We start from the raw sequence: 13,521 nt of genomic DNA, 5'->3' as shown, positions 1-13,521 counted from the left end.
GTCTATCCTTTCCCGCAGGAGTCTCACCCTTCCCCCCACAACCCTTGCCGAATAAGCATATCAAAATCACCTTGAATGTACTATTTAATTTCGAGAAGAAAGTTCCTGCCCTAATGCCGAATTGATTGTATTTTCTGCTTCATATACACATCATCTTTGAAGGAGCTTCGAGATTATAATCCTTGTATGGTGGCTGGTAAAAAGGTGAGACTCCTCGAAAATGCATCCACATTTTCTTCGTGCGTGGGAAGAATGTTCAATGTCCTGTGGGATGTACATGTTCGGTGAGATCCCGCAAGGCGAAGCCTGAGGAAGCTCACCACATGCCCACGGAAAACGATCCGTTTTCCCAGCCGCCATCATTGCAACCTAAAGTCTCGAAACTGATTCTTCAAGTAAAGGGAGCTTATCTGTAAAATCACCACTGAGGTTAACAGCGGCTTCTTTTTGTAAAGATCATTCGTCTGGAATTGGACTTGCAGCAGCTTATGAGTTTTCTTCTTCTTTGATATTTTCCTGTTCGTGCATATATTGATCATATTGGACGTTACGCTGAAAATCCACTTTTTCATCCCCCGTGTATCCTTCAATCCCTGTAGAAGCAAAGTTCTCATAGGTTTCCACGTAACCGGAGCCATCTTTATTGTCCATTAACGAAGAATCTTCATAGGTCATACTTGTATCATTAAACGAAGCTACCTGCTCATAAGCGTTCTGCTCATTATACTCGGTTTCTTCACTGCCTGTATAATACTCTTCCTCTGTTGTCTGCAGAACATCTTCCTCTGCCGGGCGGTCGTCCGAAGCACTTTGATTCGGGGATGCTTCTACTACTGTACGTGCTGTCGGTAAAGCTTCCAGCCGCTCCATCGGTATTTCTTTACCAGTGACCTCACATATCCCGTAGGTCCTGCCATCCATCTGCTTTAAGGAATAATTGATGTCTGCCAATTCTTCTTGCATATGGGTACTTAAGGCGATATCTTTTTCCCGTTCATAAAGCTCTGTTCCTGAATCTGCAGGATGGTTGTCATATTGGGATAATTCGCCGGAAGAAGTATCGCTGGCAAAACCACGATTGAACCCGAAGTGATCATTCTGTTCAAGCTCCTGCTCGATTTCCCGTTTACGTTCTTCCAGTTGTTTTCTTAAATGATCATACTTCATCTTTATACTTCCTTCCCTGTTGGTATTGTGCTTAGTTTGACCATTGGTTTCATTTTTACCACAATATTTGCAAGGGAAAGTTTAATGCAGGCCCACTTTCTTATGGACTTCAGCTAATTTTGCTTTAGCGATCGGTCGTACTTTTTCCGCTCCTTCTGAAAGCAATTGTTCAATTTTGGCTTTATTTTCCATTAAATTCTGATATTTCTTTCGCGGTTCGCTTAATTTCCGGTTCATGACAGAAAATAACTCTTTCTTGATCTCCCCGTAGCTTATCCCTTGTGTAAAAGCTTGTCGCATCTGTTCCGTTTCTTTATCTGTTGCAAACGATTGAAAAAGCGAAAACAGCGTTGATCCTTCTGTGTTTTTTGGGGCATCCGGCGCTGCAGAATCCGTAATTATCCGGTTCACCAGCTTGTTAAGCTTCTTTTCCTCTTCAAACAAAGGGATCGTATTTCCATAACTTTTGCTCATCTTACGACCGTCCAAACCAGGGATGACAGCTGTTTCTTCGGCAACAATAAAGTCAGGAAGCTTGAATGTATTCCCGTAAAAATGATTGAAGGAGCCAGCAATATCTCTGGCCATTTCGATATGTTGAATATTGTCTTTACCAACAGGCACTTCATCCGATTGGAAAAGAAGAATATCAGCAGCCATCATAATCGGGTAATTGAACAGACCCATGTTGACGCCATCATCTTCTGTTTTCCCTTGCGCAAGGTTATCATCCATTTTTGCTTTATACGCATGTGCTCGATTCATCAGTCCTTTACTGGTAACGGAGCTCAATATCCATTGCAGGTGCACCAACTCTTTCACATCCGATTGCCGGTAAAACATCGAGGTTTCCGGGTCAAGGCCTAAAGCAAGCCATGTTGCAGCTACCTCATAAGTCAATTGCTTCAATTGTGCTCCATCGTGAATCGAATTCAAAGCATGTAAATCAGCGATGAAATAGAAAGTTTCCCGTTGTTCATCTTCTGCCAGTTCCAAAGCGGGCTTGATCGCTCCGATATAGTTCCCGACATGTGGTGTTCCTGTAGGCTTTACACCTGTAATGGTACGCCGTAACATACTGATCCCTCCCTTTCCAAATAATTAGAAAACCTTGGCTTGTCGCCAAGTACTTATAGCGAAAGCTTTTTTTCTTATACTTTAATCCTTTAACAAAGTTAAACTTTCATAAATATAAAAAAGAGTTCTCATCCTTTGATTCAATCAAAGGACGAGAACTCTCGCGGTGCCACCTTCATTCGCATAAATCATGCGCACTTTTTCCATAGCAAACACAATGGACTTCCTTTTATCGGCGGAAGCTCCGTCGCACCTACTAAAACTTTCGGCACGAACGCTCCGAAGCCCATTCACTATCCCTGCCTTACTGATTCCCAGCAACCATCAGCTCTCTTAAAAGGAAGGGAATACCTACTTTTCTTCATCGCAGCGTAATTATTGAATTGTTAAAATATTACTCAATTTACTTATAAAAGTCAATAGGCTGCTGCTGATTAGATTAAGTAGCATTGATGATCAATACCCACACGTTATAAATCACCAACATCGTTACAATTGTTTTTTCTGTAACGGATCCTGTACGGAAGGTGAAAATAAACCGGAAATGCCGTTTCGATATAGGGTAAAATAACGGGATCCCTTTTTTGGTAACATAATCTCCAAGAAGATGGGATACAGCACCGGCGAGTAAGCCGTATAAATAGAACCAGGGCACATGCATCCATTCAACAATCACTTGGCAATACACCCACATTACTATTAAAAACAGAATCGAATGGGTCATTTTACGATGTCCACGAAGCATTACTAAAATGGGAATCATCATCATAACAAAAATCTTCAAGTCTTCCCGGTAGGTATTAAGCACGTGCGGGAAAAATAGATAGGCTAATAAAGTGATCAGAAAAAGTAAAATCAGTAATCGCCAGAACTTGCTTCCGAGCCGGGAGGTCGGTGTATCGATATCAGGCAGGAGCGCTCCGAAAAGGACGAATACAAAAAACAGTATGACATCCATCGTGTGGACAGGAGCTATGCCGAACTGCTGTAAAATCGTGATGGCAATCACCCCGAAGGTGAAGCCTAAGACTTGGTGTCCAGTTGCTAACATGATGTCTAACCTCTTTATTATGTAATGAGAAAAAGCCTCACAAGTGGAGGCCATTTCAATATTATCCTAAAAACACAGCGCCGTAAACAAGCGAAAGGAGGATGACGAAAGCCGGATGGACTTTCATTCGCTCAATCAGAAGGAAGCTGGAACCGGCAATCAGAATCAATTGCAGCCACCCTATTTGCATTTGCGCTTCAGCAAAAAACTGCCATGCCATGATACCAAGCAAAATAGCGATAGCAGGCCGGACATATAAGGTCATCCGTTGTACTTTAGGAGAATCTTTATACTTATATAGTAAACCCAGCAAGAAAACCATAACTAGCAAAGATGGGGCTACTGCACCAAAGACTCCAATAAATGCTCCAAGAACCCCTCCCTGCTCATAACCGATGTAGCCAGCCATCTTCGTGGCTATTGGTCCCGGGAGCGCATTTCCTAAAGCAAGCACTTCACTGAATTCCTGGACTGTCATCCAGCCATAGCGCTTGACCACTTCGTTTTCTACTAAAGGAATGGAAGCAGGTCCACCGCCATAACCAAGGATCCCAGGTATAAAGAACGACAGGAAGATTTGCCAGTATATCATCCTTCCTCCTCCTTTTTCTCTTCTTCCCTGGTATGGGAATGTTCTCTTCTCCCCACTGCGGCCAGCAATAAAAGTCCGATAATGATTCCCGGATGGAGGTTAAGATAAGTAAGCAATAGAAAGATGACGATAGACATAGCCAGAGTCTGAATCCATCCCATTCCTTGCTTAGCCTTATGGAAAAATTGCCAGGTCAACACTGCCAGCATGACAGCCACTACCGGCATGACAGCACTGGTCATTCCCTGTACCCATCCAGCGTCCTGGATAGTCGATAACGATGTCAATAAAATGATCATTAAAAAGATGGTGGGTATGATGGTAGACAGCACCGCATTGACAAGACCGAACCAGCCACTGACACGGTAGCCGATATATCCAGCCATCTTCGTAGCAATCGGACCTGGAAGCGTATTTGCTAATGCCAATAAATCACCGAATTCATTATCATCCATCCATTGATATTTATCTACCACTGCTTTATGTACCAAAGGGATGGATGCAGGGCCACCTCCGTACCCCAGCATACCAACCCTGAAAAAAGCTAAAAATAAATGCCATTGTGTCACGTTGTATCACCCTTCTCCCGCTCTACCAGACAGCGATCGCCCCATCTGTACGTGATTCTGTGCCGCCAGCTAAAACCCCGGTTTTGTTGATCACGGAGGATGACCTGGCCTCTGCCGAACGTCCCTGAGTCAAGTGCTACCTTGATATGGTGACCTTTTTTCTCCAAAGCTTGTGCCACTTCTTTTGGAAAGGCCGGCTCCACGATTACTTGTTTATCTTTGCCACCTCGGCGCATCTAAAGCCGCTTGTGAATTCAACTGATAATCGATTAAATGGTTTACTACTTGTATATGACCCTGGGACTGCACGAAGCCACCCATCACACCGAAGGGTCCTACTGCTTGATTTTCCTTTGTAAGAAATCAGGGAATAATCGTATGGAAAGTTCTTTTACCACCCTCAAGTGCGTTGACATGATTAGGGTCGAATGAAAAATTAAGACCTCTGTTTTGCAGAGCTATCCCTTTCCTTGTACCACTAACCAAATATTTTAGCAAAATAAAGTGTTTTTTCTACCCTCTCTTCTATTTTTGTCGAAAAAAACACAAGCGTTCGTATATTTGGTATAATATTGAAAATATAGAAAGGAGGGGGTTACCATTAAGGGAGTGTTAATCAAGCAACAGAGGATTAAACAGCAGATGACTCAGGAAGAACTTGCTTTTGGGATATGTTCGGTTTCTTACTTGAGCAAAATTGAACATGACTTGATCAAACCGAGTGATGAGATTTATGAACTGTTGGGTAAGCGGCTGGGACTTGAACTAAGTTCTCTCAACGACTCTTTCGATAGTGTCATTTACGATCGCCTGCATAGTTGGCATGAATCCATCAAGAACAATGATTTTACTACCATGTCAGATATTCACCAATCACTCACTGAATCGCTGGCAAAGAATTTTCATACTGAATTGAACAATTTGTTTATGATTTTTGAATTCCGATACGCCTTCACCCTCGGTAAATTAGATGACCCCTCTCAAAAAATAGCCATTCTACAGAATATCGCAGAAACTTCAAATCTGGAATATCACTATTACTTCCATAAAATACTTGGATATTATTACTTGCTGGAAAATGAATGGAATTGCTCCATAAAAGAGTTGAAGCAAGCCAAAAAGACGATTGCAGATCTGCCATTGGATGATAGCGAGCTTTACTATCATATGGGATATGTATATAGCAGACTCGGAAACTTCGCAGAATCCATCTTATACGCAGAAAAAGCATTGGATATGTACCAGACTACCCTCAACTACACAAAAGTAATCGAATGCTGTATGTTGATTGCCATTAACTATAATTTGCTCCATGTCTATGATATAGCCAAAGAATACTTTCAAAAAATACTCCATTCGGCTAACGGCTATTTAACAAACGTGGTCAGGGCAAAAGTGTATCATAACCTTGGCTATATTTGCATAAATAATAAACAACATGAGGAAGCTGTAGATTACTTAGAAGCAGCGCTGTGTTTAAAAGAAAATGAACAAACGAACCCTGCCAACACGCTGTATTTACTTGCGCTCACCCACTATTCTGTCAAAAACATACCAAAAGCGAAATTCTATGCTGAAAAAGGTCATAAAGTAGCCGCGGAATTTGAAGATCTCAAATACCTGTATAAACACTTTATCTTACTTCACCAAATAGAAGGGACGCTATTACAAGAGATTTTTATAGAAACATTAAAAGAAGAAATCATCCCTTACTTTGAAAAAGCGAATGAAATTGCGGAATATCAAGACGCTTTAAAGTTATTGGGGGAAATCTACTTTGAGAATAAGAAATATAAACTTTCCGCCCAGTACTTTAAAATAGCTGCTCAATCAGATTTTCAGGGGAAGGAGGTCTTAATATGAAGAAGCTGTTTTTGGTATTAGGTGTCTTGTTTTTAGTCTCCACAGCTGGGTATGCCTCCCATGACATGGCAGGAAATGATTCTGATTATCCCGAGGTAAAGTCCATGGGTAATGTTTAATTCATGTTTAATCTTACCGTCTTAATCAAGACGGTTTTTCTCTTGCCCTTTCTCTCCCTTCCTTCCTATGTTGATAATTTTCCCAACCTCGTCCAAAATCAGCTATTTTTCAACACCTTCCCTTCTCTTCTTTCCCAATAATATTGTCAGAATTTTGTGATATATTTATAGTATAACAATTAAAGGGAGGTCTAGAAATGACGATGAAAACATTTCTCGTTGCTGTCTCTTTAGGTACAGGCCTGATTGTAAGCGGAATGGTTACTCACGCTGATCAAACTTCCAAAAGCCTGAACGCCGATGTCCAAGCATCTGACCAGTCTCCCGTCCCCCTTTCCAAAAGCGATGAACCGCCACAAACGTCCGAAGGTGACTCATCTGGATCAAACGCCTTAAAGGTTGACAAGTCTATAGACAAAGAAAGTGAGATCAATACAGATAGGGCTGTCACATCCAACCACACATCATCTAATCAATCTGCTTATTCCGTGCAAACTCCATCCTCTCCCCCTCACTCCCAAAATGTACCTGCTATCAGCCCGGCCACTTATTATCCAATCGTAAAAGATCCCATCTACTTACTGTACGATAAAGCATTGAACCAACTTTTTAAGGAAGGACAACTCAACTCCTTAACGATTGTATTAGTGATCATCATAGGCTATATGATCCGGAATAAGCAACAGCCGCAAATGAACGAAACATTCCAGCAGACAGCAGATCATACTGCTAGTTTTCTAAAAAAATATATTCAACATTTTCTGATGATTCTCACCATCATTTGCTTACTCGTTGCCCTGTTTATCGCCAAACAATTACTGGTCTTGTTGATTTGAAATAGGGGGACAGAAGGAGACCAGCTCAAGCTGGTCTCCTTCCCTGCGGTTAAGGCATTGGCGGTCTTTGTTGATGACGATCCTTTTCCATATCTTTCTCAGCCTCCACCTCATGTGCCGTGCTTTTTCGTTTGGAACGAACCATCCAGCTGATGCTCGCTACAAGTAATATCAATATTACTAATACGACGATGATGCTTTCCATCACTCGTTCCCTCCTTTAAATTCAATCACATGGCCGAAGTGTTCACGCTTATTCCCTTCCAGGACAATTCCACTCCCATCAGGGCAGGCATAGGTTTTTTTCCTGTTTCTTTTAATGCCTTTACTGCTTCCATTTGCCGAGAATCTCCCTGCCAATGCGGATAAAAGTGAAAACCAGCCAGTGCTGCCCCTCCATACTCGGATGGATGTAAGGTTGAACCTGCTACATACTTGGCATCCACATAGTCAGCTGCCAGAATGTTTTCTGTCAAAATCATGGCACCCGCACTTACACCGATCAACACCCCTCCATTTTTCGCATAGTCACGGAGCCAGCTAAGCATGTTCCGTTCTCTTAATCTACTTAAGAAATGAAAAGTATTACCACCAGATAAAAATATTGCATCACAGTTACCTAAATTCCCCAATAGCTTCTTTTCAAACGCTTCGTCAACATCAAAATATAGATAATCAACAAAACCAACTTGATCAAGCTGCTGTTTTGCAGGGTAAAAGTATGTACGTTCCGGATCTGTTTGGGATGGAATATAACCTAACTTGGGTTTATCCTTACCAACCAGAGTCATAATTCTCTGCTCTAGATCACTTGGAAGAGATTTTTTCCACTCACTCAGTAACACTAGACGTATCATTTCTTATCACCTCTATTAACTAACGCTCTTAGTTAAACGTTGTAGTTATTTTTCATAAAAGCCTTATTCAATAATTGGGCAGAAAAGTCGAAGACTTGATTTCGAGATAATTTGGGTCCGTCGCCTAATTGGGAGAAGGGAGGCTGGGAAACGGTTCGCCCTTTCCTGTGGGGGAACTGGCAAGCCTCCTCAGACTTCCTCTTCCGGGGTCTTGCCTAGCTCCTTCTCCCACGGGAGTCTCACCGTTTCCCCGCCACCCTATCCGTTTTTTTTGATGAAGGAACCCTACATTGTAAGAAGATATCTCCCACATTCGCTGCATGACAAGGCCCAATGATTCAGGAAACAAGCCCTCTTTGTAGCTGTTACTATGGTTGAATGATTCTACCTACCGATGTTTCCGTTTCTCTTATAAAAGCAAGGAGGTCCGGGAAATTGCGAGACTCCTATGGGATTAAAGTACATGGTGAGATCCCGCAGGGCTTCAGCCCGAGGAAGCTCACCGTACTCCCATGGAAAGCGAGTGATTTCCCGGATCTCCAGAGAACCTCAACCGTACCGGAAACAGTTTCTCTCGAAACTGAGTCTTCAGCAAAAGAGAGCTTAACTGTAAAGAGATTTTACAGAGCGAACTTAATAAAGAAGGTCTTAAGTCACAGAATGACTCAAGACCTTGCCTTCCTTAATTATACCGCTTTCGGTTTTAACTGCACATCCACATTTCCTCGGGTAGCTTTAGAATATGGACAAACCTGGTGGGCTGATTGTGCTAATGACTCCGCCTCTTCCTGAGTTACACCTTTGATTTCTATATTCAAGACAACCCCTATTTTAAATCCATTATCTTCAGGGTCTTTCATTAAACTGACATCAGCCTTTAATGTTGACTCTATCTCTTTCTTCTCTTTACTTGCCACAAGATTCAAAGCTCCATCATAGCAAGCGGCATAAGCAGCTGCAAAAAGCTGCTCTGGGTTCGTGCCTTTTTCATCTTTTTCTTCATTAGGCATCACCACATTTAAGTCGATCATTCCATCATCTGATTTCACATGTCCATCACGCCCGCCTTTCGCGGTAGCATGGGCAGTAAATAATACATCACTCATCTTATTATCACTCCTCTACTTATTATTCGAGCATTATTTGTTATTCCTTCTTTTCAAGTCTTTCAAACGCTTCTAAGCCCATATTTATCCTTCAATGACTCTGGTGCCATTTTTACTAGTTGCTGCAGTATGAAAGCAAGTACTGATAAATCATCTATAATTCCAAGCCCCATAATAAAGTCCGGTATCAAATCAAACGGAAAAACCAAGTAAGTCAGGAATAATACTACCGATAACCCTTTATGAGAGCGCTTGACTTCCTCTGAGGTAAAAAAATCCTTTAAAAAAGGAAGTGATTTCCGAACTTGAAAAATGAACTTTAAACGTCTCCATAAGCTTAACCTCACACATTCATCTCCTTCTCATATAATAGGTATGTTCCCAATTTCTCACTCAATTTATCTTAAATGCGATGCGCTCAGAGTCGATAATTGCTAATTTCTAGCGAATGATTTAACATTATCAATGGATTGAGAAAACATTAAACTAATGGCAGGCACTTTCTGATAAAGGAGATGAAAAGGGATGAGAATTGCATTAATCAACGGCACCATCGTTGGTAATAAGACTAAAACCCTTCTAGAAGAAACAGAAAAATTCATTAAAGAAGTATCTGATAAATATGAGACAGACATCATCAACCTGGAAGATTTTGATATGCAATTCATCGATGGTCGGCCGAATGATCAGTATAATGATGATATGCAAAAACTGATAAAGCAAATCGAAGAAGCAGATGCTTATATTATAGCTACTCCGATTTTCCAAGGATCGATCCCAGGGACTCTTAAAAACTTATTTGATGGCTTATCTCCACGAGCAATGCGGTATAAGCCGGTTTCCATCGTGGCTAATGGAGGTACAATTCAACATCACCTTGTAATCGAAAATCAATTGAAACCTATTCTTAACTATTTCCGTTGCCTGGTAACACCAAATTACGTCTACACCCATACGAATCATTTTTCAACTCAGGGTGAATTGATTGACGAAGATGTCATCAATCGTTTGAAAGTGTTGGCAAACGTCTTTATAGAGTACATGGAAATGAGCAAGAATCTTCCATCTGAAGACTGATCAAAAAGACTGCAGTGAGAGATGAATCTTTCCACTGCGGTCTTTTTTCATACCTTCGATAAAACTTTGCGTACATAATTCTGTGTTTCTTTAAAAGGTGGTATACCCCCATATTTATCTACATTTCCCGGCCCCGCATTGTAGGCGGCCAAAGCAAGTTCATTATTTCCCTCATAGCGATCAAGCATTTGTTTCAAATATTTAGTTCCGCCCATAATATTTTGCTGCGGATCAAATGCATCCGTGACCCCAAGCGCTTTTGCGGTATTCGGCATCAGCTGCATAAGTCCTTGCGCCCCCACATGACTGACCGCTGATGCATTAAAGCCTGATTCATGCTGGATGACGGAACGAAGCAAGTTTTCTTCCACTCCAAATGTCTTTGAAGCCTTTTCAATCAACTGGTCAATAGATTCCCTTTCTGTACTGGGGGATTTAGATGAAGTATTTAATGAAAAGGTCGCAGGATTTGGCTGATCCGGGAAAGCAGTAACCGTATTCACCGGCTCAGCAGATGGTGATTTTTGTTCAGAATTTGTTGACATAGCTGCCTGCAAAAGACTTTGGAAAGCCATATCCATCAAACTGTCCGCCATGGAACTTCTTCTACCGTTCATTGCTGACATCGCTTGCATCTGTATTACTTGCTGCATACTTCTTATATCCATCTCTCCACCCGCTTCTTCCGTTATTAGTTACTAACATTTTACAATTATTTTCACCATTCAACAATATTCCCCAGGAAATATTTATTTTCATACCATTAGCCACTTTTATATCAGTACCACCTTTATTTTTTCCCAAAATAGAAGATTCCGGTAAGAACACCGATGGTTGACATAATTGCAGAGACTACGAGCATAGGAACCGCTCCGAATTGAGCGACTATCGGTACAGACAGTGCTGTCACTAGTCCGCCGCCGAGTAAAGGCTCATATACAAGCTGTTTATACCCAAAGGCTTCAAATGCCGGTGAATCATTATCAGGATCTGTAATTCTCATAAGTAATAGCCCGGTTGCTGTGACCCCCATGGATTGTCCAAAATCCCCGATTCCACGTTCAAACCAGTACTTTGGAATAATACGAGGAGCTAAAATCAGAAATCCGGCAATATTCCATGCGATACCAGCAACTGCCAGTACAAGGAATGGAACAAGGTATTCTCCGATCACATCAATCGATACAGAAGCTATTGCAGTAAGAATAAGGACATCCAGCGCAAAACCTTGAATACGTGCAATCATTCTGCGATCGACCACTTCATGACGATCTGTCTTATCAAAAATAAGTTGCAATAGAATTCCACCTATCATAGCGATAGGGAATAATGGAACATAAGTCATCACTTCACTGTTTGTCCAGGCGCCCCAAGTCACACTTTCAAGCCAGATTAACCCTTGTAATAATACATAACCGATTAAAACAGCCAAAGAGACGATTGCAAAGTGGAACGACAAAGGTTCGATCGATTCCGGACGCACCGTCATACTTGCTGCTGGCTCACGGTTCTGGAATTCCATAATTCCTTGTTTCTTCAAGCGTGAAAATTCTTTTGCACTTTTAACAAGTTTTGTTTTACCACTGCGGATCCCCCAGTTGATTAAAATGATACCGAAAATAACCCCCGATAAGATACCGACCGTCGCAAGGCCGATCGCCAGATCAAAGGCTTCCGGGAAACCAAGCTCTTCAAAAGTTCCTGCCATACCGGCAGCTGTCCCATGGCCACCTTCAAAAGCAACTTCAATGAGAGCACCTGCCATAGGGGGAATATCGTAAAACGGAACTAAAATCAATAATACGACCAATAAACCAATTACATACTGACCCCAGCCAATCGCCCAGCCAAAAGCTAACTGCGGCCCACCATAATTCCATATTTTCTTTAGTGTAGGTGTGGTAGCACCAAGGAATAATGCTGCAAAAACAATATTGATCATAAGTCCAGGTAACGCTTCCCATACCTGAAGAATCCCTTCTGTCATTACCCCATTTGCAAGGAAATCATCACCAGAAAAAAACTTCCCTAAAACTTGAGGGCCTAAAATAAGTGCTAAGAATCCCCCAATGATGGATGAAGGTAAGAATAAATTCTGAAAAAGCACGATTTTGATACGTATCAATTTTCCTAATAATAAAAAGATGGATATATAAATCAATGCAAAACCTATCTGATCTGGTGACATAAGAATATCTCCTTTACTTTATAAATCTTGCAGAAATATACCCTCTTCTATTAATCTCTAAAACATAGAAAACATTCTGTATATTGTGAAAAAACATCATTCAGTTATCACAAATTTAACGGCTTTATGCTATTTGTTTCATTAAATTAAAGTTTCCTTAATAGTCTTAAAGGTAATGAAGTATTATAATTGAGTTTAAAAAGTCTTAGTTATTGGAGTGTTGTTGGAATGGAAGCATTAATCATTTTTGTTGCCCAGTTAGTACTGGTGCCAATTGTAACGATCCGCACCATCTTAGTCGTTAAAGGAATTCGCAATGTCGCTGCCTTCATTGGAATTTTTGAAGGGTTTATTTATGTTATTTCTTTAGGGCTGGTATTTAGTGATTTATCAAATATATGGAATATGGTCGCGTATGCTTTCGGTTTCGGTATCGGGCTTTTCTTAGGGAGTCTTCTGGAGACCAAACTGCAAATCGGCTATGTCACTTTCCAGGTTAATTTAATGAATCGAAACGAGGAATTGGTCCGAACACTGCGCGCATCCGGGTTCGGTGTTACCACCTATGTCGGTGAAGGGATTGAAGACCACCGTTATCGACTGGATGTATTGGCGAAAAGAAACCGTGAAAAAGAGTTTATGGAAATTATTGATCACATGGATCCTAAAGCTTTTGTCGTTTCGTACGAACCACGTACCTTCAAAGGCGGCTTCTTGACCAAGCGAATGAAAAAACGTCAGGAACAGGCGGAGTCGAACGCCTGAATAGAGGGTGGCCAGACAATCCAAAGGGTTTCACAAAAACATCAGTGATTTAGCAGCAAATTTGATTTTCCTGACCAAAAGCAGATAGTTATTAACCACTAGTGGACTTGAATATCTGGAATAAATACAAACGAAGCCCCCATAGCGGTATATCGCCTGCTGGTCAAGCCCCAAAACTGTAGACATTGAAAAAACACCGGGGTTATGCAACCGCCTGATTTCTGTATTCGACAGGAGTCAGGCGGTTTAGTTTT

17 protein-coding genes, 1 pseudogene and 1 other annotated feature are annotated in these 13,521 nt (G+C 41.4%); of the genes and pseudogenes, 5 read left to right on the top strand and 13 right to left on the bottom strand.

Annotated elements, in window-relative coordinates; genetic code table 11:
* Positions 1-486: 486 nt before the first annotated feature.
* The 6 genes and pseudogenes from BLV00_RS19745 to BLV00_RS19720 form a co-directional block, all read right to left on the bottom strand.
* Positions 487-1,167, bottom strand: coding sequence for a TraR/DksA C4-type zinc finger protein (locus BLV00_RS19745; RefSeq protein ID WP_093046669.1), 681 nt, complete (start codon positions 1,165-1,167; stop codon positions 487-489).
* A gap of 81 nt (positions 1,168-1,248) precedes the next feature.
* Complete coding sequence (locus BLV00_RS19740; RefSeq protein WP_093046668.1) at positions 1,249-2,244, bottom strand: tryptophan--tRNA ligase; 996 nt, start codon at positions 2,242-2,244, stop codon at positions 1,249-1,251.
* A gap of 144 nt (positions 2,245-2,388) precedes the next feature.
* Positions 2,389-2,621, bottom strand: a binding site (T-box leader).
* Positions 2,622-2,683: 62 nt separating this feature from the next.
* Positions 2,684-3,295, bottom strand: a complete 612-nt coding sequence (locus BLV00_RS19735) for a metal-dependent hydrolase (RefSeq protein ID WP_093046667.1) — start codon at positions 3,293-3,295, stop codon at positions 2,684-2,686.
* 61 nt (positions 3,296-3,356) lie between these two features.
* Complete coding sequence (locus tag BLV00_RS19730; RefSeq protein ID WP_093046666.1) at positions 3,357-3,887, bottom strand: chromate transporter; 531 nt, start codon at positions 3,885-3,887, stop codon at positions 3,357-3,359.
* Positions 3,884-4,456, bottom strand: coding sequence for a chromate transporter (locus BLV00_RS19725; protein WP_093046665.1), 573 nt, complete (start codon positions 4,454-4,456; stop codon positions 3,884-3,886). Before BLV00_RS19725 ends, BLV00_RS19730 begins: the two co-directional genes overlap by 4 nt.
* 22 nt (positions 4,457-4,478) lie before the next feature.
* Positions 4,479-4,942 (bottom strand): annotated as a pseudogene (locus BLV00_RS19720) (gamma-glutamyltransferase); the annotation flags it as partial.
* A gap of 123 nt (positions 4,943-5,065) precedes the next feature.
* Between BLV00_RS19720 and BLV00_RS19715 the strand changes: the two are divergent.
* From BLV00_RS19715 to BLV00_RS19710, 3 genes are all read left to right on the top strand, one after another.
* Complete coding sequence (locus BLV00_RS19715; RefSeq protein WP_093046664.1) at positions 5,066-6,319, top strand: helix-turn-helix domain-containing protein; 1,254 nt, start codon at positions 5,066-5,068, stop codon at positions 6,317-6,319.
* Entirely contained in the window at positions 6,316-6,438 is a 123-nt protein-coding gene (locus tag BLV00_RS22600; protein ID WP_281243082.1) for a hypothetical protein, read from the top strand. Before BLV00_RS19715 ends, BLV00_RS22600 begins: the two co-directional genes overlap by 4 nt.
* A 197-nt stretch (positions 6,439-6,635) precedes the next feature.
* Positions 6,636-7,274: a hypothetical protein gene (locus BLV00_RS19710; RefSeq protein WP_093046663.1), complete on the top strand. Its 639-nt coding sequence runs from the start codon at positions 6,636-6,638 to the stop codon at positions 7,272-7,274.
* Between the two features lie 49 nt (positions 7,275-7,323).
* Here BLV00_RS19710 and BLV00_RS22130 read toward each other — a convergent pair whose 3' ends face one another.
* From BLV00_RS22130 to BLV00_RS19695, 4 genes are all read right to left on the bottom strand, one after another.
* On the bottom strand, positions 7,324-7,479 hold the full coding sequence (locus BLV00_RS22130) for a hypothetical protein (RefSeq protein ID WP_176791752.1): 156 nt from the start codon (positions 7,477-7,479) through the stop codon (positions 7,324-7,326).
* Positions 7,480-7,504: 25 nt separating this feature from the next.
* Entirely contained in the window at positions 7,505-8,131 is a 627-nt protein-coding gene (locus tag BLV00_RS19705) for a Type 1 glutamine amidotransferase-like domain-containing protein (protein ID WP_093046662.1), read from the bottom strand.
* Between the two features lie 686 nt (positions 8,132-8,817).
* Positions 8,818-9,237: an organic hydroperoxide resistance protein gene (locus tag BLV00_RS19700; protein ID WP_093046661.1), complete on the bottom strand. Its 420-nt coding sequence runs from the start codon at positions 9,235-9,237 to the stop codon at positions 8,818-8,820.
* Between the two features lie 62 nt (positions 9,238-9,299).
* The gene (locus tag BLV00_RS19695) at positions 9,300-9,584 is read right to left on the bottom strand and encodes a YkvA family protein (protein ID WP_093046660.1); all 285 of its coding nucleotides are present in this window, start codon (positions 9,582-9,584) and stop codon (positions 9,300-9,302) included.
* Between the two features lie 178 nt (positions 9,585-9,762).
* On the opposite strand from BLV00_RS19695, the gene BLV00_RS19690 reads away from it, so the two are divergent.
* On the top strand, positions 9,763-10,314 hold the full coding sequence (locus tag BLV00_RS19690) for an NADPH-dependent FMN reductase (RefSeq protein ID WP_093046659.1): 552 nt from the start codon (positions 9,763-9,765) through the stop codon (positions 10,312-10,314).
* Between the two features lie 47 nt (positions 10,315-10,361).
* Here the strand turns inward: BLV00_RS19690 and BLV00_RS19685 are convergent, their stop codons facing one another.
* From BLV00_RS19685 to BLV00_RS19680, 3 genes are read right to left on the bottom strand one after another with little or no spacing between them, the layout of a single operon-like run.
* Positions 10,362-10,967 (bottom strand): lytic transglycosylase domain-containing protein, encoded by a 606-nt coding sequence (locus tag BLV00_RS19685; RefSeq protein ID WP_245729027.1) that lies wholly within the window; start codon positions 10,965-10,967, stop codon positions 10,362-10,364.
* Positions 10,921-11,118 carry a hypothetical protein gene (locus BLV00_RS22180; protein ID WP_218131915.1) on the bottom strand — a complete coding sequence of 66 codons (198 nt, stop codon included), beginning with the start codon at positions 11,116-11,118 and terminating at the stop codon, positions 10,921-10,923. The genes BLV00_RS19685 and BLV00_RS22180 overlap by 47 nt, the downstream gene beginning before the upstream one ends.
* The gene (locus tag BLV00_RS19680) at positions 11,105-12,502 is read right to left on the bottom strand and encodes a sodium/glutamate symporter (protein WP_093046657.1); all 1,398 of its coding nucleotides are present in this window, start codon (positions 12,500-12,502) and stop codon (positions 11,105-11,107) included. The genes BLV00_RS22180 and BLV00_RS19680 overlap by 14 nt, the downstream gene beginning before the upstream one ends.
* Before the next feature lie 228 nt (positions 12,503-12,730).
* Here BLV00_RS19680 and BLV00_RS19675 point away from each other — a divergent pair, with 228 nt between their 5' ends.
* Positions 12,731-13,267 (top strand): DUF2179 domain-containing protein, encoded by a 537-nt coding sequence (locus tag BLV00_RS19675; protein WP_093046656.1) that lies wholly within the window; start codon positions 12,731-12,733, stop codon positions 13,265-13,267.
* Positions 13,268-13,521 lie beyond the last annotated feature (254 nt).

The sequence above is a fragment of the Thalassobacillus cyri genome (assembly GCF_900107755.1).
Lineage (GTDB): Bacteria > Bacillota > Bacilli > Bacillales > Halobacillaceae > Thalassobacillus > Thalassobacillus cyri.
The sequence above is the reverse complement of the archived record's forward strand: the minus strand, read 5'-3'. Positions and strand labels throughout refer to the sequence as shown.

Excerpts from the sequence above, each read along its gene's own strand:
- BLV00_RS19705 (WP_093046662.1), bottom strand. The coding sequence starts at position 8,131 with ATGATACGTCTAGTGTTACTGAGTGAGTGGAAAAAATCTCTTCCAAGT.
- BLV00_RS19745 (WP_093046669.1), bottom strand. The coding sequence starts at position 1,167 with ATGAAGTATGATCATTTAAGAAAACAACTGGAAGAACGTAAACGGGAA.
- BLV00_RS22600 (WP_281243082.1), top strand. The coding sequence starts at position 6,316 with ATGAAGAAGCTGTTTTTGGTATTAGGTGTCTTGTTTTTAGTCTCCACA.
- BLV00_RS19740 (WP_093046668.1), bottom strand. The coding sequence starts at position 2,244 with ATGTTACGGCGTACCATTACAGGTGTAAAGCCTACAGGAACACCACAT.
- BLV00_RS19735 (WP_093046667.1), bottom strand. The coding sequence starts at position 3,295 with ATGTTAGCAACTGGACACCAAGTCTTAGGCTTCACCTTCGGGGTGATT.
- BLV00_RS19730 (WP_093046666.1), bottom strand. The coding sequence starts at position 3,887 with ATGATATACTGGCAAATCTTCCTGTCGTTCTTTATACCTGGGATCCTT.
- BLV00_RS19680 (WP_093046657.1), bottom strand. The coding sequence starts at position 12,502 with ATGTCACCAGATCAGATAGGTTTTGCATTGATTTATATATCCATCTTT.
- BLV00_RS19685 (WP_245729027.1), bottom strand. The coding sequence starts at position 10,967 with ATGCAGCAAGTAATACAGATGCAAGCGATGTCAGCAATGAACGGTAGA.
- BLV00_RS19710 (WP_093046663.1), top strand. The coding sequence starts at position 6,636 with ATGACGATGAAAACATTTCTCGTTGCTGTCTCTTTAGGTACAGGCCTG.
- BLV00_RS19675 (WP_093046656.1), top strand. The coding sequence starts at position 12,731 with ATGGAAGCATTAATCATTTTTGTTGCCCAGTTAGTACTGGTGCCAATT.
- BLV00_RS19690 (WP_093046659.1), top strand. The coding sequence starts at position 9,763 with ATGAGAATTGCATTAATCAACGGCACCATCGTTGGTAATAAGACTAAA.
- BLV00_RS22130 (WP_176791752.1), bottom strand. The coding sequence starts at position 7,479 with ATGGAAAGCATCATCGTCGTATTAGTAATATTGATATTACTTGTAGCG.
- BLV00_RS19700 (WP_093046661.1), bottom strand. The coding sequence starts at position 9,237 with ATGAGTGATGTATTATTTACTGCCCATGCTACCGCGAAAGGCGGGCGT.